The sequence below is a fragment of the Pseudonocardia sp. genome (assembly GCF_029263155.1).
GTDB lineage: Bacteria > Actinomycetota > Actinomycetes > Mycobacteriales > Pseudonocardiaceae > Pseudonocardia.
In genome coordinates, this window is the sequence record NZ_JAJCYB010000131.1 from 65,969 (window position 1) to 86,154 (window position 20,186).

General features: G+C 74.5%; 16 protein-coding genes. 6 read left to right on the plus strand and 10 right to left on the minus strand.

What is annotated here, in order from left to right; translation table 11 throughout:
- Nucleotides 1–26: 26 nt before the first annotated feature.
- Nucleotides 27–1,247 carry a YibE/F family protein gene (locus Q1K26_RS27900; protein WP_300019644.1) on the minus strand — a complete coding sequence of 407 codons (1,221 nt, stop codon included), beginning with the start codon at nt 1,245–1,247 and terminating at the stop codon, nt 27–29.
- Between the two features lie 591 nt (nt 1,248–1,838).
- On the opposite strand from Q1K26_RS27900, the gene Q1K26_RS27905 reads away from it, so the two are divergent.
- The 4 genes from Q1K26_RS27905 (at nt 1,839) to Q1K26_RS27920 (ending at nt 8,357) form a co-directional block, all read left to right on the plus strand.
- A complete protein-coding gene (locus Q1K26_RS27905; protein ID WP_300019461.1) occupies nt 1,839–3,887 on the plus strand; it encodes an intein-containing Rv2578c family radical SAM protein in 2,049 nt (682 codons plus the stop codon).
- Nucleotides 3,888–4,046: 159 nt separating this feature from the next.
- Complete coding sequence (gene aspS / locus Q1K26_RS27910) at nt 4,047–5,834, plus strand: aspartate--tRNA ligase (protein WP_300019463.1); 1,788 nt, start codon at nt 4,047–4,049, stop codon at nt 5,832–5,834.
- 94 nt (nt 5,835–5,928) lie between these two features.
- Nucleotides 5,929–7,122 (plus strand): hypothetical protein, encoded by a 1,194-nt coding sequence (locus tag Q1K26_RS27915; RefSeq protein WP_300019465.1) that lies wholly within the window; start codon nt 5,929–5,931, stop codon nt 7,120–7,122.
- A gap of 290 nt (nt 7,123–7,412) precedes the next feature.
- The gene (locus Q1K26_RS27920) at nt 7,413–8,357 is read left to right on the plus strand and encodes an SGNH/GDSL hydrolase family protein (RefSeq protein WP_300019466.1); all 945 of its coding nucleotides are present in this window, start codon (nt 7,413–7,415) and stop codon (nt 8,355–8,357) included.
- On the opposite strand, the gene ugpC is transcribed toward Q1K26_RS27920, so the two are convergent.
- From ugpC to Q1K26_RS27940, 4 genes are read right to left on the minus strand one after another with little or no spacing between them, the layout of a single operon-like run.
- Nucleotides 8,263–9,504, minus strand: coding sequence for a sn-glycerol-3-phosphate ABC transporter ATP-binding protein UgpC (gene ugpC / locus Q1K26_RS27925; protein ID WP_300019467.1), 1,242 nt, complete (start codon nt 9,502–9,504; stop codon nt 8,263–8,265). The genes Q1K26_RS27920 and ugpC overlap by 95 nt on opposite strands.
- A gap of 8 nt (nt 9,505–9,512) precedes the next feature.
- Nucleotides 9,513–10,346 (minus strand): carbohydrate ABC transporter permease, encoded by an 834-nt coding sequence (locus Q1K26_RS27930; RefSeq protein WP_300019468.1) that lies wholly within the window; start codon nt 10,344–10,346, stop codon nt 9,513–9,515.
- Nucleotides 10,347–10,351: 5 nt separating this feature from the next.
- Nucleotides 10,352–11,320 carry a sugar ABC transporter permease gene (locus tag Q1K26_RS27935; protein WP_300019470.1) on the minus strand — a complete coding sequence of 323 codons (969 nt, stop codon included), beginning with the start codon at nt 11,318–11,320 and terminating at the stop codon, nt 10,352–10,354.
- On the minus strand, nt 11,317–12,615 hold the full coding sequence (locus tag Q1K26_RS27940; RefSeq protein ID WP_300019472.1) for an extracellular solute-binding protein: 1,299 nt from the start codon (nt 12,613–12,615) through the stop codon (nt 11,317–11,319). The genes Q1K26_RS27935 and Q1K26_RS27940 overlap by 4 nt, the downstream gene beginning before the upstream one ends.
- Nucleotides 12,616–13,032: 417 nt before the next feature.
- Between Q1K26_RS27940 and Q1K26_RS27945 the strand changes: the two genes are divergently transcribed.
- Complete coding sequence (locus Q1K26_RS27945) at nt 13,033–14,073, plus strand: LacI family DNA-binding transcriptional regulator (protein WP_300019474.1); 1,041 nt, start codon at nt 13,033–13,035, stop codon at nt 14,071–14,073.
- Between the two features lie 350 nt (nt 14,074–14,423).
- On the opposite strand, the gene Q1K26_RS27950 is transcribed toward Q1K26_RS27945, so the two are convergent.
- The 4 genes from Q1K26_RS27950 to Q1K26_RS27965 form a co-directional block, all read right to left on the minus strand.
- Nucleotides 14,424–14,636, minus strand: coding sequence for a hypothetical protein (locus tag Q1K26_RS27950; protein ID WP_300019476.1), 213 nt, complete (start codon nt 14,634–14,636; stop codon nt 14,424–14,426).
- A 100-nt stretch (nt 14,637–14,736) separates the two neighbouring features.
- Nucleotides 14,737–15,885 carry an aminotransferase class I/II-fold pyridoxal phosphate-dependent enzyme gene (locus Q1K26_RS27955; RefSeq protein ID WP_300019478.1) on the minus strand — a complete coding sequence of 383 codons (1,149 nt, stop codon included), beginning with the start codon at nt 15,883–15,885 and terminating at the stop codon, nt 14,737–14,739.
- Nucleotides 15,882–16,373 (minus strand): Lrp/AsnC family transcriptional regulator, encoded by a 492-nt coding sequence (locus Q1K26_RS27960; RefSeq protein WP_300019480.1) that lies wholly within the window; start codon nt 16,371–16,373, stop codon nt 15,882–15,884. The genes Q1K26_RS27955 and Q1K26_RS27960 overlap by 4 nt, the downstream gene beginning before the upstream one ends.
- Nucleotides 16,374–16,383: 10 nt before the next feature.
- Complete coding sequence (locus Q1K26_RS27965) at nt 16,384–17,580, minus strand: PLP-dependent aminotransferase family protein (protein ID WP_300019481.1); 1,197 nt, start codon at nt 17,578–17,580, stop codon at nt 16,384–16,386.
- 240 nt (nt 17,581–17,820) lie between these two features.
- Here Q1K26_RS27965 and Q1K26_RS27970 point away from each other — a divergent pair, with 240 nt between their 5' ends.
- Entirely contained in the window at nt 17,821–19,152 is a 1,332-nt protein-coding gene (locus Q1K26_RS27970) for a replication-associated recombination protein A (RefSeq protein ID WP_300019646.1), read from the plus strand.
- A gap of 78 nt (nt 19,153–19,230) precedes the next feature.
- On the opposite strand, the gene Q1K26_RS27975 is transcribed toward Q1K26_RS27970, so the two are convergent.
- The gene (locus Q1K26_RS27975; RefSeq protein WP_363320567.1) at nt 19,231–20,175 is read right to left on the minus strand and encodes a DUF4185 domain-containing protein; all 945 of its coding nucleotides are present in this window, start codon (nt 20,173–20,175) and stop codon (nt 19,231–19,233) included.
- Nucleotides 20,176–20,186: the final 11 nt, after the last annotated feature.

Below are 20,186 nucleotides of genomic sequence, written 5' to 3' on the forward strand. Positions count from 1 at the left end.
CGTGCGGCGGGGGTGCGGGCTCGGCGTCACACGCGCAGCGACTCCGGGGACTCACGGCTCGCCACCACCGCGGCGAGGGCGGTGGTGATCGGCACCGACGCGACCAGCCCGATGCTGCCCACCAGCGTCCGGACGATCTCGGTGGCCACCGCCTGCGTCGAGGCCACGTCGCCGAGCCCCTGCCCGGACAGCGAGAACAGCAGCAGCAGCGGCAGCGACGCGCCCGCGTAGGCGAGCACGAGAGTGTTGACCGCCGACGCGACGTGGTCGCGCCCGATCCGCATCGCCGAGGTGAACAGCGCCGGCGTGCTCATGTCCGGGTCGGCGCGGCGCAGCTCCCACACCGCGCTGGTCTGGGTCACGGTGACGTCGTCGAGCACGCCCAGCGCACCGATGACGACCCCGGCCAGCAGCAGGCCGCGGGCGTCCACCCCGGTGTCCAGCGTCGCGATCAGGGTGGTGGTCTGGTCGTCGAGGCCGGTGAGCCGGGCGGCGGCGGAGAACGCCGCGCCGAGCACCCCGATCAGGGCGAGCGAGGCCAGCGTGCCCAGTACCGCGGTGGACGTGCGCGCCGACGGGCCGTGCGTCAGGTAGAGCACCGCGAACATGATCAGACAGGAGCCGACGACCGCCACCGCCAGCGGGTCCCGCCCGGCGAGGATCGCCGGCAGCACGAACACCAGCAGCACCCCGAAGCTCAGCACCAGCGCGCCCAGCGCCGCGAGCCCGCGCCAGCGCCCGAGCAGCAGCACCGCCGCGGCGAACAGCAGGGTGAGCCAGACCAGCGGGGCGCCGCGCTGGAAGTCGACGACCTGGTAGGAACCGGGGTCGGTGGGGTCCCCGCCGGACCAGGCCAGCACGATGTCGTCGCCGACGCCGAACGTGGGCGTGCCGGGCTCGACCGGGACGACCTGCACCAGGTCGCGCCCCGGTAGCGGCCCGTCAGACATGCGGACGACCAGCGCGGCGCAGCCGCCGTCCCCCGAGCCGGGGGTGCAGTCCGACGCCTGCGCCGCGGTGATCTCACCTCGCACCGGTCGCTCGGCGGTCACCGGCTCCGGGCCCGCCGACGGCCACAGCAGCCCCACCCCGACCAGGGTGGCCAGTGCGCACGGCACCAGCAGGGCGGCGATGAGCAGGCGCACGCGCCGCCCCGCGGGCGGCGCCGCCCCGTGGCCGTGCCCGTGGCCCACCGGGGCCCGGGGGAGCGCACCGCCGCTCGCACCGGCCGGACGGGACCGCCGCATGCGCGGCGGCGCGGGCGCCGCCGGGGGGACCACGGCCGGTCCGGGGTCCACGGCCGGTCCGGGGTCCCCGTCCGGTCCCGGGTCCCCGTCCGGTCCCGGGCCCACGGCCGGGAACTCGTCGGTGACCCCGGCGTCCGACGGCGATCCCGACCTGCGGCCGCTCGCAGCGGTGTCGGGTGGCGGGCCGTCCGCGTGCGTGCGGCGACCGCTGTGTGCCGGGCCGCCGTTCTGTGCCGGGCCGTTGTGTGCCGGGCCGTTGTGTGCCGGGCCGCTGGTGGCCCGGCGGTCGGGGGTCGGGCCGCCGGGGGTCGGGCTGCCGCTGTGTGCCGTGCGGCCCGGCTCCGGTTCGCCCGGATCCGTCCCGTCGCCGGTCTCGTGGCCGGCTGCGCGGACCCGGCGACCGTCCGGCGGACCACCGCGGCCGGATGCGGCATCGGCGCGCGCGGCCGCCGGCCCGCCCGGCTCGACGCCTGCGGGCCGGTGGCGGCCGGAGGGCCGCTGGTCGGGGGTCACCGGGCCATCCTGCCAACCGGCGCGCCCGTCCACGGACCACCCCTTGCCCCGAGATCGAACGTGTGTTCGAATTTGGTCATGCGATGGAGCCGCCAGCAGGTCCAGGACGACGGGGTCGGCACGGAGCAGGCGCTGCCGGGGCTGCGGGGGCTGCTGCGCTCGGTGCGCACGCCCGAGTTCGCCGGTGCGGTGTTCCACGAGGTGGAGGCGCGCTCGGTGCTCAACCGCGTGCCGGGCGGCTCACCCGTGCCGTTCCGCTGGACGGTCAACCCGTACCGCGGCTGCTCCCACGCCTGCGTCTACTGCCTCGCGGGCCCGACGCGCGTGCTGATGGCCGACGGCAGCACCCGCCCGATCGCGCAGCTGCGGGTGGGCGACGCGGTGATGGGCACCGAGCGGGTCGACGGGCTGCGCCGCTACGTCGCCACCGAGGTGGTGGCGCACTGGTCCACGCGCAGGCCGGCGGTGCGGCTGCGGCTGTCCGGCGGCACCGAGATCGTCGCGAGCGGCGAGCACCGGTTCCTCACCGAGCGGGGCTGGCGCCACGTCACCGGGGGGTGGTGCCGTTCCGGGCGCCGGCCGCGGCTGCGCGAGGGCGACATGCTGCTCGGCCCGGGCGCGTTCGGGGAGCGGCCCGCCGCCCGGCACACGGCCGGGTACCGCCGGGGCTACCTGTGCGGGCTGGTCCGGGGCGACGGGCCGAGCCCGGCGCAGCCGGACCGCTGCTTCCCCTCCGATCGGCTGGCGCTCGAGGTGCTCGGCCGCGCCCACCACTTCATGTCCCTGGAGCAGCGCCGGTCGCGCGCTCCTGCGGGACCCACGATGGCAGCGGCCGGGCGGGTGGTCGACGGCCGCATCGCCCCGCCCGCGGACCACGCCCTGCCGCGCGAACCGGACCGGGTCGACACCGCGATCGGCTGGCCGCGGCACGCGGGGGAGGACTGGTGCGCGGGCTTCCTGGCCGGCCTGCTCGACGCCCGGGGCAGCGTGGCGCGCGGTGAGCTGCGGATCGGGCACACCGACGAGGAGGTCGTCGGGCGGGTGGCCGGGGCGCTGCACCGGCTCGGCTTCCGGTTCGCGGTGGAGCCGGGGGAGCACGGTGAGCGGGTCGTGCGCCTTGCCGGGGGCCCGGGCGAGCTGGTCCGGCTGGTGGCGCTCGCCGGCCCGGCGGTGCGGCGCGACGTCGGCGGGGCGCCGGTCGGGGGCGCGGCCCGGGTGGTCGCCGTCGAGCCGCTGGGCCGCACCGAGGCCATGTACGACATCACCACCGACACCGGTGACTTCGTGGCCGAGGGCGTGGTCAGCCACAACTGCTTCGCCCGGGGCACCCACACCTACCTCGACCTCGACGCGGGGGCCGACTTCGACAGCCAGATCGTGGTCAAGGTCAACGTGGCACGCGTGCTGGAGCGGGAGCTGAGCGCGCCGCGATGGGCGGGCGAGCCCGTCGCCATGGGTACCAACACCGATCCCTACCAGCGGGCCGAGGGTCGGTACCGGCTGATGCCCGGGGTCATCGGGGCGCTCGCCCGGTCCGGCACGCCGTTCTCGCTGCTCACCAAGGGCACCGTGCTCACCCGCGACCTGCCGCTGCTCACCGCGGCGGCCGCGGACGTCCCGGTCGGGCTGGGGGTGTCGATCGCGCTGCTCGACCGCGGGCTTCAGGCAGGTCTCGAGCCGGGCACGCCGTCCCCGGAGGCCCGGCTCGACCTCGTCCGCCGCATCGCCGACGCCGGGCTGCCGTGCGGGGTGATGGTGGCACCGGTCCTGCCGCTGCTCACCGACTCCACCGAAGCCCTCGACGCCCTGCTGGGTCGGATCGCCGCGGCCGGGGCCACCGGTGCGAGCGTGCTTGCGCTGCACCTGCGCCCCGGCACCCGCGAGTGGTTCCTGGCCTGGCTCGCGCGCGAGCACCCGCGGCTCGTGGAGCCCTACGGGCGGCTCTACCGGCGCGGCCCCTACGTCGACGCGGAGTACCGGCGCGCGCTCGGCGCCCGGGTGGCGCCGCTGCTGCGCCGCCACGGCCTGGCGTCCTCGGACGGTGTGCTGCGGGGCCCGCCCGGTGCGTCCGAGCTCGCCCGCGCGGCGGTGCACTCCCCGCAACCCGAGCAGCTCACGCTGCTCTAGGCCCCGCGGCGAGCCGCGCACGTTCCGGCGGGTTGCGCACGTCCCGACGTGCGCGGATGGCGGGGAGGTGCGCGGGTCGCGTCGACGAGCGCCGACGGGGGCGCGGTGTAGGGAAACCTGCTGGCCGCGGCCCCGGGGGCGCCGGATAGCCTCGGCCCCGTGATGCGCACCCACCCCGCCGGCACCTTGCGTGCCGAGCACGCCGGACAGACCGTGACCCTTGCCGGGTGGGTGTCGCGCCGCCGCGACCACGGCGGGGTGATCTTCGTGGACCTCCGCGACTCCTCCGGGTCGGCGCAGGTCGTCTTCCGCGAGGGCGAGATGGCCGAGCGCGCGCACCGGCTGCGCTCGGAGTTCTGCGTGCAGGTCACCGGTGAGGTCGGGATCCGTCCCGCGGGCAACGAGAACCCCGACCTGCCCACCGGCGCGGTCGAGGTGACCGTCAGCGAGCTGACCGTGTTGTCGGAGTCGGCGCCGCTGCCGTTCCCGGTCGACGAGCACGCCGAGGTCGGCGAGGAGATCCGGCTGCGGCACCGCTACCTCGACCTGCGCCGCAGCGGTCCCGCCGCGGCGATGCGGCTGCGCAGCGCGGTCAACAAGGCCGCCCGCGGCGTCCTCGACGCCCGCGACTTCGTCGAGGTCGAGACCCCGACGCTCACCCGCTCCACACCCGAGGGCGCCCGCGACTTCCTCGTGCCGGCCCGCCTGCGCCCGGGCAGCTGGTACGCCCTGCCGCAGAGCCCGCAGCTGTTCAAGCAGCTGCTCATGGTCGGCGGCCTGGAGCGCTACTACCAGATCGCGCGCTGCTACCGCGACGAGGACTTCCGCGCCGACCGCCAGCCCGAGTTCACCCAGCTCGACATCGAGATGAGCTTCGTCTCCCAGGACGACGTGATCGAGCTGGCCGAGTCGATCCTCGCCGCGCTGTGGGAGCTGATCGGCTACGAGATCCCGCGCCCGATCCAGCGCATGACCTACGCCGACGCGATGCGCCGTTTCGGCTCCGACAAGCCCGACCTGCGCTTCGGCATCGAGCTCACCGAGATGACCGAGTACTTCGCCGAGACGCAGTTCCGGGTGTTCCAGAACCCCTATGTCGGTGCCGTGGTCATGCCCGGCGGGGCGTCCCAGGCTCGTCGCGCGCTCGACGCCTGGCAGGAGTGGGCCAAGCAGCGGGGCGCCCGCGGGCTGGCCTACGTGCTGATCGGCGAGGACGGCACGGTCGACGAGCGCGGCCCCGTGGTCAAGAACCTGTCCGAGACCGAGCGCGAGGGCCTCGCGAAGGCCGTCGGCGCCGCCCCCGGCGACTGCATCTTCTTCGCGGCGGGGTCGGCCAAGGACGCCCGCGCACTGCTCGGCGCGGCCCGCGGGGAGATCGCGCGGCGCACCGGGGCGCTCGACGAGTCCGCGTGGTCGTTCGTCTGGATCGTCGACGCCCCGATGTTCGAGGCCACCGCGGAGACCGACGACGTCGCCGTCGGCAGCGGCCAGTGGACGGCGCTGCACCACGCGTTCACCTCGCCGAACAGCGACTGGATCGACACGTTCGAGTCGGACCCGGGCAACGCGCTGGCCTACGCCTACGACATCGTCTGCAACGGCAACGAGATCGGCGGCGGGTCGATCCGTATCCACCGCGCCGACGTGCAGAGGCGCGTCTTCGAGATCATGGGCCTGGGCGAGGAGGAGGCGCAGGAGAAGTTCGGCTTCCTGCTCGACGCGTTCGCGTTCGGCCCGCCCCCGCACGGCGGCATCGCGTTCGGCTGGGACCGGATCACCGCGCTGCTCGCCGGCGTCGACTCGATCCGCGAGGTCATCGCGTTCCCCAAGACCGGCGGCGGGTACGACCCGCTCACCGCCGCCCCGGCCGCGATCACCGCGGAGCAGCGCAGGGAGGCCGGGGTCGACGCCAAGCCGGCCCCGAAGGCTCCCGCCGAACCGCGCTGACCGGCGGTGCCGCACCTGCACGTCGGCTCCCCGGCGGCGCCGATCGCCGGCGCCGCGGGTTGCCGCGCCTGCCCACCGGGTAGGGTCCCCGGTGATGGTTCGTGACCTGGGCAGTTTCCCCAGGCCGGTGCTCGCCGCGCTGGCTGCCGCCGAGCGACTCCTCACCCGCCGGGCGGGAGCCAGCGTCGTACTGGCCGATCCGGAGGACCTCGGAGGCAGCGAGCGGTCGGTCGTCGCGCGGGCGCGGGTGTCGCGCAACCCGTTCTCGCTGCCGCGCACGCTCGTCGTCAAGCACTACCTCGGCGAGTCCGACCCGAACCTGCCCGACCCGTTCCACCACGAGGTCGCGAGTTGCCAGCTGTTCACCGCGCTTCCGGCCGACGCCCGGCCCAGCCCCGTGCTCATCGCGCACGACCCGGCCACCCGGCTGCTGATCCTGGAGGACCTGGGCCGCAGCTCCACCCTCGCCGACAAGCTGTTCGGTCCCGACCCGGTCGACGCGCAGCGCTGCCTGCTCAGCTGGGCCCGCGCCCTGGGCCGGATGCAGGCGGCCACCGCGGGTCGGGAGAACGACTTCGGCGCGCTGCTGCGCAGGCTGGGGGAGCGGGCGTGGCGCGACCCGGTCGCCGACGATGCCCGGGCGGCGCTGGCCGGGGTCACCGAGCTGCTCGAGCGTGACCTGGGTGTGCGGGTGTCCGCCGCGGCCATGACGCAGGCACAGGACACCGCCCGGCTGCTGGGCGGCACCCGCTACCGCGCGTTCAGCCCGTCCGACACCTGCCCGGACAACAACCTCGTGACCAGTCGCGGCGTGCGGTTCGTCGACTTCGAGTGGGGCTGCTTCCGCGACATCGCGCTGGACACCGCCTACTTCCGGGTGCCGTTCCCGGCCTGCGAGGCCAGCTTCGCGCTGCCCGGCGGCATGGCCGAGTCGATGCTGGAGGCGTGGCGCAGCGAGATCGCCACCGTCTGGCCCGACCTGGACGACCCCGAGACGATCGAGCGTCGCCTCCTCGACGCCCAGCTCATGTGGGTGTGGCTGTGCACCTGGTGGCTGCTGCCCCGGATCCGGCAGCGCGACCGCCCCATCGGCGACGACGTCACCCGCTCCCCCCGGATCAGCACGGCGCTGGGCCACTACTGGCGGCAGATGGCCGAGTCGGCCGATGCCGGCGGGCTCTCCGCGAGCGCGGAGCTGGGCCGCGCCGTCGCCGACGCGCTGCACGAGCGGTTCTCCGACGCGCCGTCCTCGCTGCCCGTCTACCCGGCGTTCCGCTCGGTCGCCTGAGCGGAGCCCGGCGAACGGCGCCTCCCGCGCCGGGCCGCGGTTCGCGCGCCGGGCCGCGGTTCGCGCGGTGCCGGCGGCGCGCGAACCCACGGCGCGCGAACCCATCGGCGGCGCGCGAACCGACCCGGCGGCGCGCGAACCCATCGGCGGCGCGCGAACCGACCCGGCGGTGCGCGAACCGACCTGCGGCGCGCGCGGGGTCCCGGCCGGCGCGTGCTGTTCCCTGGCCGGTCCGCGACACGTCACCCGCTGCACACCGAGGGTGAGCCCGGCTGCGTGATCGTGGCGGCGTGAGCGTGACGGCCGAGCCCGCCCTGCCCGAAGTCCTGCCGCCCGGGACCCTGCCGAGCACGATCCCCACGACCGCGACGCGCGTGTGCACCCTCGCCACCCTGGGCGACTCCACGCCCGTCGGGCTCGGCGACCCGGCCCCCGGCGGCGGGTGGCGGGGGTTCCCGGTGCTGCTGCGCGACGCGCTCGGCGCCACCGAGCTGGTGAACCCCGCGCGCACCGGTGCGCGGATGTCGTGGGTGCGCCACGAGCAGCTCCCGTCGACGCTGGCGGCGTCGCCGCAGGTGGCGGTGCTGTTCGTCGGCATGAACGACACGCTGCGCTCGGACTTCGACCCCGCGGCGATGCGGGCCGACTGCGCCGCCACCGTCGACGCGCTGCGCGCCGCCGGCGCCCACGTGCTGATGCTGCGCTACCACGACCACACGCGGGTCTTCCGGCTGCCCGCCCCGCTGCGGCGGGCGCTGCGCCGCCGGATCGACGCCCTCAACGCCGTGACCGACGCCGTGGCCGCGGGCCGGGCGGGGGTCGGCGTGCTGGACCTCGACCGGATCCCCGGCGGCTACGACCGCGCGTCGTGGGCCGTGGACCGGCTGCACCCCTCCGAGCTCGGCCATCGGATGCTGGCGGCCGGGTTCGCCGCCCTGCTCGCCGACGCCGGGTTCGCGGTGCCGCACCCGGTCGATCTGCGGTGCGGCGGCGGTCGCCGGGTGGGCGCCGCCCACCGCGCCGCCTGGCTGGTGGTCAAGGGCGTGCCGTGGCTGGCGCGGCGCAGCCGCGACCTCGGCCCCGTGATCGTGCAGGGGCTCGTGGACGAGCTGCGCCGCACCCGCACCGGCGACCGGGGCGCTAGCCGACGCCCTGCCGCGCCTGCTCCACCTGCTCGGCCCGGTCCTCCTCCGCGAGCCGGGTCAGCTCCGCGCCCGCTTCGGCGTCCCGCGTGAGGTTCTCACCGGTGCCCGGGTCGAAGACGTGCACCTTGCGGCTGTCGAGCCAGAACTCGGCGTCCCGGCCCTCACGGATCCGGCTGGTGGAGTCGATCGACACGATCGCCTGCGTGCGCAGCTGGTCGCTGTCCAGCTCCCGGGAGAGCTCCTTGAGCTGCTGGGTGACCTCGTCGGAGGCGTCGAACGGGATGTAGGCGAACTGCGAGTCGCCCAGCCACTCGGTGACGTCGACGCGCGCGGTGAACGTCGACCCCAGCGGTCGCTTGGCCTCGTCGACCAGCGTGGCGTCCTCGAAGTACTCGGGCCGGATGCCGACGAGCACCAGGTCCCGCTCGCCGACGGCCGCCGCGCGTTTCTCGTCCATCTCGATCGAGCCGAACGGGGTGACGAGGCGGCTGCCCTCGATCGTCGCCGGCAGGAAGTTCATCGGCGGCGATCCGATGAACCCGGCCACGAACAGGTTGACGGGCTGCTCGTAGAGCTCCCGCGGCGATGCGACCTGCTGGATGAGGCCCTTGCGCAGCACGCAGACCCGGTCGCCCAGGGTCATCGCCTCGGTCTGGTCGTGGGTGACGTAGACCGTGGTGATGCCCAGCCTGCGCTGCAGCCGCGCGATCTCCGTGCGCATCTGGCCGCGCAGCTTGGCGTCGAGGTTGCTCAACGGCTCGTCGAACAGGAACGCCTCCGCCTGCCGGACGATCGCGCGGCCCATGGCGACGCGCTGGCGCTGGCCGCCCGACAGGTTCGCCGGCTTGCGCTCCAGGTGCTCGTGCAGCTCCAGCACGTCGGCCGCCTCGTCGACGCGGCGGCGCACCTCGTCGTCGGGGGTGTTGGACAGCCGCAGCGGGAACGCGATGTTCTCGTACACCGACAGGTGCGGGTACAGCGCGTAGTTCTGGAACACCATTGACAGGTTGCGGTCGCGCGGTGCCTTGTCGTTGACCCGGGTCCCGCCGATCACCATGTCGCCGGAGGTGATGTCCTCCAGCCCCACGATCATCCGCAGCAGCGTGGACTTCCCGCAGCCCGACGGCCCGACGAGGATCATGAACTCGCCGTCGGCGATGTCCAGGCTGACGTCGTTGACGGCCGGGAAGCCGTCGCCGTACTTCTTGACGATGTTGCGCATCTCGATCGAAGCCATGACTTCTCCTAACCCTTGACCGCGCCGTTGGTGAGACCGGCGACGATGCGCCGCTGGAAGAGCAGAACGAGGATGATCACCGGGATGGTGACGACCACGGCCGCCGCGGCGATCGCGCCGGTCGGGTCCTCGAACTGGGACGCGCCCGAGAACAGGCCGAGCGCGGCAGGCACCGGTCGCGCGGCCCCGGTGGAGGTCAGCGAGATGCCGTAGACGAAGTCGTTCCAGGCCAGGAAGAACGCGATGATGGCCGTGGTGAACACGCCCGGCGCGGCGAGCGGCACGATCACCTTGCGGAACGCCTGCCAGGTCGTGGCCCCGTCGACCTGCGCGGCCTGCTCCATCTCCCAGGGGATCTCCCGGAAGAACGCCGACATCGTCCAGATCGAGATGGGCAGGGTGAGCGACAGGTACGGGATGATCAGACCCGGCCAGGTGTCGTAGAGCCCGATCTGGCGCCACAGGTTGAACAGCGGCGTGACGATCGAGATCACCGGGAAGATCGCCACGGCCAGTGCCGTGGACAGGATCAGCCGCTTGCCCGGGAAGTCCAGCCGCGCGATGGCGTAGGCGGCGAACATCGCGAGCAGGCACGACAGGAACGTCGCGATCAGGCAGATCCCGAACGAGTTGATCAGGGCCGGGAGGAACAGGTCGCTCGCGTCACCGGTGAGGATGAGCGAGTAGTTCTCCCACGTGAACACCGTGGGCAGGAACTGGCCGTTGGAGATGTCGGCCGCCGCCTTGAACGACAGCGAGACGATCCAGGCGATCGGGAACAGCGCATAGATGATGATCCCGATGCCGGCGACGATCCACCAGTTGCGTTCGCGCGTGGACATCTCCCTCACTTCTCCCCTCGGGTCTGTGACAGGTCGACCTTGAACCCCTTGATGAACCCGAACGCGATGAGCACGACCGACAGGAACAGCAGCACCGACACCGCCGACCCCAGGCCGATCTCCAGGCGGGCGATGGTCTGGCGGTAGGCCAGGAACGACACGGTCTCGGTGCCGTTCGCACCCGCCGTCATGACGAACACGCTGTCGAACACGCGGAACGCGTCGAGCGTGCGGAACAGCAGGGCCACCATGATCGCGGCCTTCATGTTCGGGATGGTGACCTTCCACATCCGCTGCCACCAGGTGGCGCCGTCGACCTGGGCCGCCTCCTGCAGCACGTCGGGCACCTGGGCGAGGCCGGCGAGCAGCAGCAGCGAGATGAACGGGGTGGTCTTCCAGATCTCGGCCAGGCAGATCACCAGCAGCGACGTGCCGGTGCCGCCGAACCAGTCGGTGTCGGCCGAGACGCCGGGCAGCCACGCGAACCAGGTGTTCACGAACCCCGAGGTGAGGTCGAACGCGAACTGCCACGCGAACGCCGAGACCACCGTGATGATCGCGTAGGGCAGCAGGATCGCCGCGCGCAGGATCGGGCGCAGCCCCTTGAGCGCCTTGAGCATCACCAGCGCGAGCGCGAAGCCCAGCACCAGCTCGACGGCGACGGTGACGACGGTGATGAAGGCGGTGACCGCGAAGGACTGCCACCACAGCGCGTCGGTGAGCACGACCCAGTAGTTGCCCAGGCCCACGAACTCCCGGTTGCCCGGGTCGGTGAGCCGGTAGGAGAACAGCGAGTCGTAGACGGCCTGCGCGATCGGGTAGGCGGTGACCAGCAGCATCACCGCGAACGCCGGGCCGGCCAGCATCCAGCCCAGCTTCCGCTCGGCGCGGACCCGGTCGGACATCCCGGTCGGACGGGTGGGCGGCTTGTCCTCGACGGAGGACCCGACGCCCGGAGGCACGGTGGTGGTCACAGCAGTTCCTCCCCGGTCAGGACGGCACGGATGAGCTCGGCCGCCGTCGGCCCGGTGGAGCCGGGGTCGACCGCGGTCGGCGGGTGGTAGACGCGCTGCAGGCTGCCGGAGACCTCGCTGTAGTACGCCGTCTGCGGGCGGGGGGCCGCCTGCTGCAGCGACTGCGCGATCACCGGGGCCATCGGGAACTCCGCGACGACCTCCGGGTCCTCGAACACGGCGAGGCTGGACGCCGGGTTGCCGTTGGACACGAAGTAGTACGCCTGGTTCTCGTCGGAGGTGATGCACTGCGTGGCCTCGTAGGCCAGGTCGGGGTACTTGCTCGACGCGCCCACCCCGAGGTTGATCCCGCCGTAGGGCGGTGCGCTCGGCGTGCCCGGGTCGACCTGGGGGTAGACGGTCCAGCCGTAGTCGTCGACGACGGACTGCTCCAGGGTGCCCCCCTCGACGCCGCTGGCCGCCCGGCCCCACACGAACGGCCAGTTGACCATGAACGATGCGTCGCCCGCCTCGAACGACGCGACGCTCTCGTCCTCGCCCGCGGTCGTGAAGGCCGGGCCCACGACGCCGCTGTCGGCCACCTCCCGCATGACCTCCGCGGCGCGCTGCGCCTGCGGGGTGTCCAGACCCAGCTGGATGTCCTCGGGGTCGTCGGCGGTCTGCGCGATCACCGCGCCACCCGCGGAGGCGATGAGCGCGTTGAACCAGACCACGAGGGACTCTGCGCGCCTGCCCTGGGCCGCGATCTGGGTGTCCTGCTCCTGCGCGGCGGTGACCAGCTGGTCCCAGGTGACCGGCTCGCTCATGTCCAGCCCGGCGGCCTCGGCGACCGACTTCTTGTACCAGAGCAGCTGGGTGTTGGCCCAGAACGGGATGCTGACCAGCTGACCGTTCCAGGTGGCGCCGTCGATCGCGCTCTGCACCACGCCGTCGGCAGCCTCGGCGGCGACGTCGGCGGGGATCGGGGCGAGGAACCCGGCCTGGGCGAACTCCGGGATGTAGGGCGGGTCCAGGCTCATGATGTCGATCGAGGAGTCGTTGGCGGCCAGCCTGCGCACGAGCTGCTGGCGCTGCTCGGAGGACTCGCGCGGGAGCACCGAGACCGTGATGTCGTAGGCGCCGTTCGCCGCCTCCGTGCACCGGGCCGCGATCTCCTCCTGACCACCGGAGTCGGGGTTGGTGTACCACGTCAGGGTGGGTGGGCCGGGATCGCCCGCCCCGCACCCGGCCAGGCCGCACAGGGCGGCCGCGGCGAGTGCCGCGGTACCCAGGCGCCGCCGTCGTCGTTGACGCATGCTGCTCCTCCTCGTCGTCGTGCCGATCGCGGTCATCCCGGCCGAACCGGGCCGCGGTCTCGGAGGCGGGCCGCCCGCCGTCCGGTGGGGAGTGGATGGGTCGCGGATCGCGCCGCACCGGCCCGGGCCGCGAGGGGGGTCGGCACGGGACCGCCACCCACCGCGCCCGCCGTGGCGCGGGGTCGGGACCACGGGGCGGCGATTTTCCCGGCCGTATTGCCCGGTCCCCCGGGATGGGCGATGCTGCGCAGTCGGCGCGCGTGGTTCACGACCGTGCGCCACCATGGCCCGCTCACGGCCCACCCCCTTGGAAGCGCTTCCAGCCCAACGACTCTGGGGGACTCGTGGACGACTGTCAAGACCTTGCAGGATCTGCGGCCGGTGTGGAAGGGCTTCCGGCGAACCTATGCTGTGGCGGTGCGGTCCGCGTCGACGTCGGTCACCCTCGCCGATGTGGCACGCCTGGCGGGCGTCTCCTCCGCGACGGCGTCGCGGGCACTGAGCGACCACCCGCACGTCGCCGCCGCCACCCGGGCACGGGTGCTGCGGGTGGCCGACGAGCTCGCCTACGTCGTGTCGCCCGACGCCTCACGGCTGGCTGCCGGCTCGACCGGGAGGGTGGCCGTCGTGGTCCCGCACCTGTCCCGGTGGTTCTTCGGGGCGGTGCTCGAGGGGCTGGAGGCCGCACTCCGGGAGGCCGGGATCGACCTGCTCCTCTACCGCGTCGGCGACGCCACGCAACGCCGTGCCTTCTTCGACCGGCTGCCGGTGCGGCGCAAGGTCGACGCGATCGTCGTGGTCGGGCTCGCCGTCGAGGGGTGGGAGCGCGAGCGGCTCGAGCTCATGGGGGTGGACATCGTGGCGGCGGGCGGGCAGGTGGCGGGCCACCCGTTCGTCCGCATCGACGACCACGGCGCCGGCCGCCAGGCCGTCGACCACCTGATCCATCTCGGGCACCGGCGGATCGGCATGATCGCCGCCGTGGACCCGGATCGGTGCGGCAGGGGGCCGGAGGCCCGCTCCGCCGCCTACCGCGACGCGCTGGCGGACGCCGGTGTCGAGGTGGACGAGGAGCTGGTGGCGGCCGTCGACCCGGGCGGTGCGGGCGGGGCGCGGGGGATGGCCCGGCTGCTGGGTCTGCGCGAGCCGCCGACGGCCGTGTTCGCGCACTCCGACGAGGCGGCGCTCGGCGCGGTGCGGACGCTGCGCAGGGCCGGGCTGCGCGTGCCCGACGACGCCTCGGTGGTCGGGATCGACGACCACCCGCTCGCCGATCTCGCCGACCTGACCACGGTCGGTCGCCCGGCGCGGGAGCAGGGCGTCGCCGCCGGTGCGATGGTGCGGGCGGTGCTGCGCGGCGAGGAGGCCGGGCCGGGGATCACGCTGCCCACCCAGCTGGTGCTGCGGGGCAGCACGGCGCCGCCGCGGGGCCGGAGGCGGCGCCCGCGATCGGATTGAGGACCGCCGGTCCGGGTCGCGGCCGTGTGCGGTGGCCCGGGGTGCGGTGGCCCGGGGTGCGGCTTCCTGGTGCGCCGGTGGAGGGGTGCTGGGCCGGGGGTGCGGTGGCCCGAGTGCGGTGCCCTGGTGGCCGGGGCCGGGCCGGAGCCCGTGATCATCGGTTGGGAACCGTGAGGCGTTCCCCGGACGCCTCCCCGTGCCGAGACGCCGATCAATCCGGATGCGCACACACGCCCGGTGCCGGACCGGTGGTCACCGCCCCGGTGCCGGACCGGTGATCACCGCCGCCGGGTGCGGTCTGTCCGGCCGGCGACCGGAGTGCGGAGCGTCGCCGTGCCCCGCCGGGTCGCTCAGGCCGCCCGCCACACCGGCACCGGCGGCGCGGACGCCCGGGGCGTCGCGACCGCCAGCCCGGCCTCGATCAGCCAGAGCTGGGCGCGGGTGCAGGTGGGGCAGAGCCAGACGACGGTGCCGTCCGGCTCGTGCTGGCTGCTCCAGGCCAGCCCGGCCGCGGCGTCGGCGGTGCGGGGCAGCGCGCACAGGGGGCAGGTGCGGGTCTCCATGGCCACCGAGGGTGGACGGCGTCCTTTGCCGGGCCGTGAACGCCGTGGGAACGCTGCGGTCCCTTGACCTCCGACTACCGGTCGTCCGACGAGCCGCGGTTCAGAGCGCGCTCAGGAAGCGGTCCATCCGGACCAGCGCCTCCTCCAGTTGGGGTAGCGCCGTGGCGTAGGAGCACCGGATGTGCCCCTCGCCGGACGGTCCGAACACGTTGCCGGGGACGACCGCCACGCTCTCCGCGTGCAGCAGTCGCTCGGCGAAGGTCTCCGAGTCGAGCCCGGAGGACCGGATCGAGGGGAACGCGTAGAACGCCCCGCCCGGCTCCGGGCAGTCCAGCCCGATCCCGCGCAGCCCCTTGACGAACACGCGGCGGCGCCGGTCGTAGTCGGCCACCATCGTCTCGACGTCGTCGTCGGGGCCGCTCAGGGCCTCCACGGCGGCGAGCTGGGAGACGTGCGGAGCGCACAGCATCGTGTACTGGTGCACCCGCACGCACAGCTCGGCGACGGCCTGCGGCGCGCAGATCCAGCCGACCCGCCAGCCGGTCATCGCGTGGGCCTTGGAGAAGCCGCCCAGCAGGACGGTGCGCTCCCGGGCCAGCGTCCCCAGGCAGGTGTGCACGCCGTCGTAGGTGAGGCGGTCGTAGATCTCGTCGGAGATCAGGTAGAGGTCGTGCTGCTCGGCCAGGCGGACCAGCGCCTCCAGCGCCGCCCGCGGCTGCACGGCGCCGGTCGGGTTGGCGGGGGAGCCGATCAGGATCGCCTTCGTGCGCGGGGTGATCGCGGCGGCGACGACGTCGGCGTCGATCGCGAACCCGTCCTCCCACCGCGTCGGCACCCGCACGGGCGTGCCCCCGGCGAACCCGACGCACGGCTCGTACGCCACGTAGCAGGGCTCCGGCACGATCACCTCGTCGCCGGGGTTGAGCAACACCCGCAGCACGAGGTCGAGGCCCTCGGAGACCCCGGTCGTGACGAGGCACTCGTCGCCGGGGTCGTAGTCGGCGCCGTAGCGGGCGGCGAGGTCGGCGCAGACCAGCTCGCGCAGCCGCGGCAGCCCCGCGTTGGAGGTGTAGGTGGTGTATCCGTGCTCGAGGGCGTAGATCCCGGCCTCGCGGATGCGCCACGGCGTCACGAAGTCGGGCTCGCCGACGCCCAGGGAGATCACGTCGTCCATCTCGGCGGCGATGTCGAAGAACCGCCGGATCCCCGAGGGCGGGCAGGCGGCGATCACCGCGTTGAGCGGCCTCACGGCGTCACCGGCAGGCGGTGGTCGGGGTCCGGGGTGGCGAAGGAGTCGCCGTCGCGCTTGTAGGTCTTGAGCACGAAGTGCGTGGCCGTGGCCCGGACGCGGTCGATCGTGGACAGCTTCTGCGACACGAAGTCCGACACCGCGCGGATGCTGCGGCCGTCGACGGTGCAGCGCAGGTCCTGGCTGCCCGAGACGAGGTACACGCTGCGCACCTCGGGGAACCGCGCGATCCGCTCGGCCACGTCGTCGAAGCCGACCCCGCGCGCCGGGGCGAGCGAGACGTCGATGAAGGCGGTGACCATCTCGCTGGTCGGGTCGTCGTCGACGGCGTCCCAGTTCACGACGGCCTTGTAGCGCCGGATCGCGCCCGACGCCTCCCACGCCGCGACCGCGGCCCGTACGTCGGCGACCGGGATGCCGGTCATGGTGGCGAGGGTGTCGTGGGAGAGCTGGGCGTCGCGCTCCAGCAGTTCGAGGATCTGGCGCACGTCCGCGACCCTACGTCCCCGCGCGTAGCGCACGCGGAGCGCGCCTCGACACGGCCCGCGCCAGCCGCCGCACCGCCTCGGTGATCACCGGTGCGGGGTGGGAGGCGTAGCAGCAGCGGATCGCCGACGGTGCCGGCTCGGCCACGGCGAACGCGCTGCCCGGCACGACACCCACGCCGTGGTCCAGCGCGCGGGGGAGCAGGGCCGTGGTGTCGACGCCGGGCAGGTCCAGCCAGCAGAACATCCCACCGGCCGGCACGGAGCAGGTGGCGCCGGGCAGGTGCTGAGCCACGGCCGCGGTGAACGCGCGCGCCCGGCCCGCGACGGCCGCCCGGACGTGGCGCAGGTGCGCGTCGAACCAGCCGGCGTCGGCGAGCAGGTCGGCGGTGACGGCCTGCGTCAGCGACGAGGTGCACAGGTCGGTGCACTGCTTGAGCCGCTCGACGGCCGCGGTGAGTTCGGGCGGGCCGTGCAACCAGCCGATCCGCAGCGCCGGGGCGAGCACCTTGGACGCGCTGCCCAGCCGGACCACCCGGTCGGTGTGGGCCGCGACCGGCGGCGGTGACGCGCCGTCGAAGGAGAGCAGGTCGTACGGGTCGTCCTCCACGACGAGGAAGCCGAACTCCTCGGCCAGTGCGGCCAGGTGCCCGCGGCGCTGCGCGGCGAGGGTCACGCCGCGGGGGTTGTGGAAGGTCGGGACGGTGTGCACGAGGCGCGGGCGCAGGCCGCCGCGCAGGCGGTGTTCGAGCAGGTCGACCCGCATGCCGCCGGTGTCGAGGGGGACCGGGTGCAGCGTGGCACCCGCGGCCTGGAACGCCTGCAGCGCGCCGACGTAGGCCGGGTCCTCGACCACCACCGGGTCGCCGGGATCGAGCACCGCGCGCGCGACGAGGTCCAGTGCCTGCTGCGAACCGGTCGTGACGACGACGCGGGCGACCGGCCGCCCGCAGCGCGCGGTCTCGTGATCGACGAGCACGGTGCGCAGGGACGCGAGGCCCGCGGTCTCGCCGTACTGGATCGCGGACGGGTCGGTGAGCACGGCCGCGGCGGCCGCGGCGATCCGCTCCCGGGGCATCAGGTCGGGAGCGGGCAGGCCACCGGCCAGGCTGATGACCGGCGTCGCCCCCGCCCGGCCCGGGGCGGTGAGCGCGAGCAGGTCGCGGATCGCGGAGCCGCGCACGGCGCGGGCGGCGGTGGACAGGTTCACGGGTACCTCGCGGTCGATCCGGCGGGAGGGACGTCCTGGATCGACAGGGCGGGTGGCGCGGTCCGGGGGTGGCGGGCCCGTGTCGATGATGCCGGTGTCTCCCGAAATACGGAACTCAGTTCTCCTTGAATGGAACAGAAGGCCGGTTCCGGCCCGCCCGTCCCGCCGGGGGTCCCGGGCCGTTCCCGGACCGTCGGTACCCGGTGGCAGGGTGGCGGGGTGACCACCGACGCGGACGGGCTGTTCGAGCTCGACGAGCCCGCCCCGACCCCCGCGCCGGACGGCCCGCGGGCCACCGCCCCGCTGGCCGCCAGGATGCGCCCGCGCACCCTCGACGAGGTCGTGGGCCAGGCGCAGCTGCTGGCCCCCGGAGCTCCGCTGCGGCGGCTGGTGGAGGGCGGGGCGGCGGCGTCGGTCCTGCTCTACGGCCCGCCCGGCACCGGCAAGACCACGATCGCGCGGCTGCTCTCCCAGGTCGGCTCCCGGCACTTCGTGGCCCTCTCGGCGCTGTCGTCGGGGGTCAAGGAGCTGCGCGAGGTGATCGCCGATGCCCGCCGCCGCCGCGACCATCACGAGCAGCAGACCGTCCTGTTCATCGACGAGGTGCACCGGTTCTCCCGGACCCAGCAGGACGCCCTGCTCGGCGCGGTGGAGGACCGGCTGGTGCTGCTCGTGGCCGCCACCACGGAGAACCCGTCGTTCTCGGTGGTGGCGCCGCTGCTGTCGCGCTCGCTGGTGCTGCAGCTGCGGTCGCTGTCCGACGACGAGGTGCGCGAGCTGCTGCGCCGGGCCGTCGCCGACCCGCGCGGGCTCGCCGGTGCCGTCGAGCTGGTGGGCGACGCCGAGGACGCGCTGGTCCGGCTCGCGGCGGGGGATGCCCGCCGCGCCCTCACCGCCCTGGAGGCCGCCGCCGACGGGGTGGCCGGCACCGGGGGCGGCGTGATCGACGTGCCGGCCGTCGAGCGGGCCGTCACCGAGGCCACCGTGCGCTACGACCGGCAGGGCGACCAGCACTACGACGTCATCAGCGCGTTCATCAAGTCCATCCGCGGCTCCGATCCCGACGCCGCGCTGCACTATCTGGCCCGCATGATCGTGGCGGGCGAGGACCCGCGGTTCATCGCGCGCCGGCTGGTGGTGCACGCCAGCGAGGACGTCGGGCTCGCCGACCCCACCGCGCTGCAGGCCGCCGTCGCCGCGGCGCAGACCGTGGCGCTGATCGGGATGCCCGAGGCCCGGCTCGCGCTCGCGCAGGCCACGGTGCACCTGGCCACCGCGCCCAAGTCGAACGCGGTGATCGCCGGCATCGACGCGGCGATGGCCGACGTCCGCGCCGGCGCCGTCGGGGCGGTGCCGCCGCACCTGCGCGACGGTCACTACAGCGGTGCGGAGAAGCTCGGCAACGCCGTGGGCTACCGCTACCCGCACGACAGCCCCGACGGCGTGCTGGCCCAGCAGTACCCGCCCGATGCGCTGGTCGGCAGGGACTACTACGAGCCGACCCCGCACGGCGGGGAGCGCACGCTGTCCGAGCGCCTGGCCAAGCTGCGCCGGGCCGTCCGCGGGCGCTGACCCCCGACCCGCGCACCTTCGGGCCACCCGCGCATGTCCCGACGTGCGCAGGTCGCCGCGAGGTGCGCGGGTCGCGGGTCAGGTGCCGAGGTCCGCGCGGAACTGCATCGCCTTGTACGGCCAGTTGCGGGCGGTGTTCCACTGGCTCACCACGAGGTGCAGGTCGTCCGTGCGGGAGCCGGGCAGCACGTAGCCGCCGTAGAGCTGCGCCACCCGCCCGGCCGCGTGGTCCTCGTGCTCCCACGCGCAGCCGTGCAGCACCGTGACCCGGCGGGCGGTGTGCAGGTCGTCGAGCGGGGAGGCGAGGTCGAGGACGTCGATGCGGTAGTTCCCGGCGTCGAACACCGACAGCAGCCAGCGGTCCTGCACCCGGCGCAGGCTCAGCTCGCCGAACGCCCCGGGCAGCGTGGTCGTCGGCGGCCGGTCCCAGGCCCACCCCTCGGCCGGCGAGTGGCCCCAGCTCTGCCAGGCCCCCGGGTCGGTGATCCGGTCCTCGGGCACGCGGTGCAGCAGGAGGCCCCTGTCCCGCTGGAAGCCGGTGGTGAACGCGTGGACGAAGCCGTCGTCGCCGCGTTCCCAGGTGAGCATCTGGAACAGCCCGCCGTGGTGCCCGCCCGGCCAGCGGGCCCCCGTCGGGCGCCAGGTGAGGCCCTGGTCGCGGGAGCTGTGGATCTCCGTCCAGTGCACCCGGCCGAGCTCGCGGCACACCATCACGTGCAGGTACATCGTGTCGCCGACGGTGATGACGTCCGTGGGCAGCACGGTGGTGACCCGCCGCGGCCTGCCCGCGAACCAGCGCGGGAACCGGTGGAGGTAGCGCACCACCTGCCGCGCCCGCCGGCCCCGCCCGGCGGCCCCGGTCCAGCGGACGCCGGTGGGCACCGATGCGGGGTCGCCGAACAGCACCACCGGCGAGCGCCAGCCCCACCCGCCCGCGCGCGCCGATGCGAAGGTGTCGCCGAACACGGAGACCAGCCGCCCGTCGGGGGCGGTGGTGGTCGTGCCCAGGTCGGTACCGCCGATGCCGAACCGGT

Bases quoted from the DNA above. Each gene is read 5' to 3' on its own strand.
- Q1K26_RS27900 (WP_300019644.1), bottom strand. From the start codon at position 1,247: ATGCGGCGGTCCCGTCCGGCCGGTGCGAGCGGCGGTGCGCTCCCCCGG.
- Q1K26_RS27905 (WP_300019461.1), top strand. From the start codon at position 1,839: ATGCGATGGAGCCGCCAGCAGGTCCAGGACGACGGGGTCGGCACGGAG.
- Q1K26_RS27915 (WP_300019465.1), top strand. From the start codon at position 5,929: ATGGTTCGTGACCTGGGCAGTTTCCCCAGGCCGGTGCTCGCCGCGCTG.
- ugpC (WP_300019467.1), bottom strand. From the start codon at position 9,504: ATGGCTTCGATCGAGATGCGCAACATCGTCAAGAAGTACGGCGACGGC.
- Q1K26_RS27930 (WP_300019468.1), bottom strand. From the start codon at position 10,346: ATGTCCACGCGCGAACGCAACTGGTGGATCGTCGCCGGCATCGGGATC.
- Q1K26_RS27940 (WP_300019472.1), bottom strand. From the start codon at position 12,615: ATGCGTCAACGACGACGGCGGCGCCTGGGTACCGCGGCACTCGCCGCG.
- Q1K26_RS27950 (WP_300019476.1), bottom strand. From the start codon at position 14,636: ATGGAGACCCGCACCTGCCCCCTGTGCGCGCTGCCCCGCACCGCCGAC.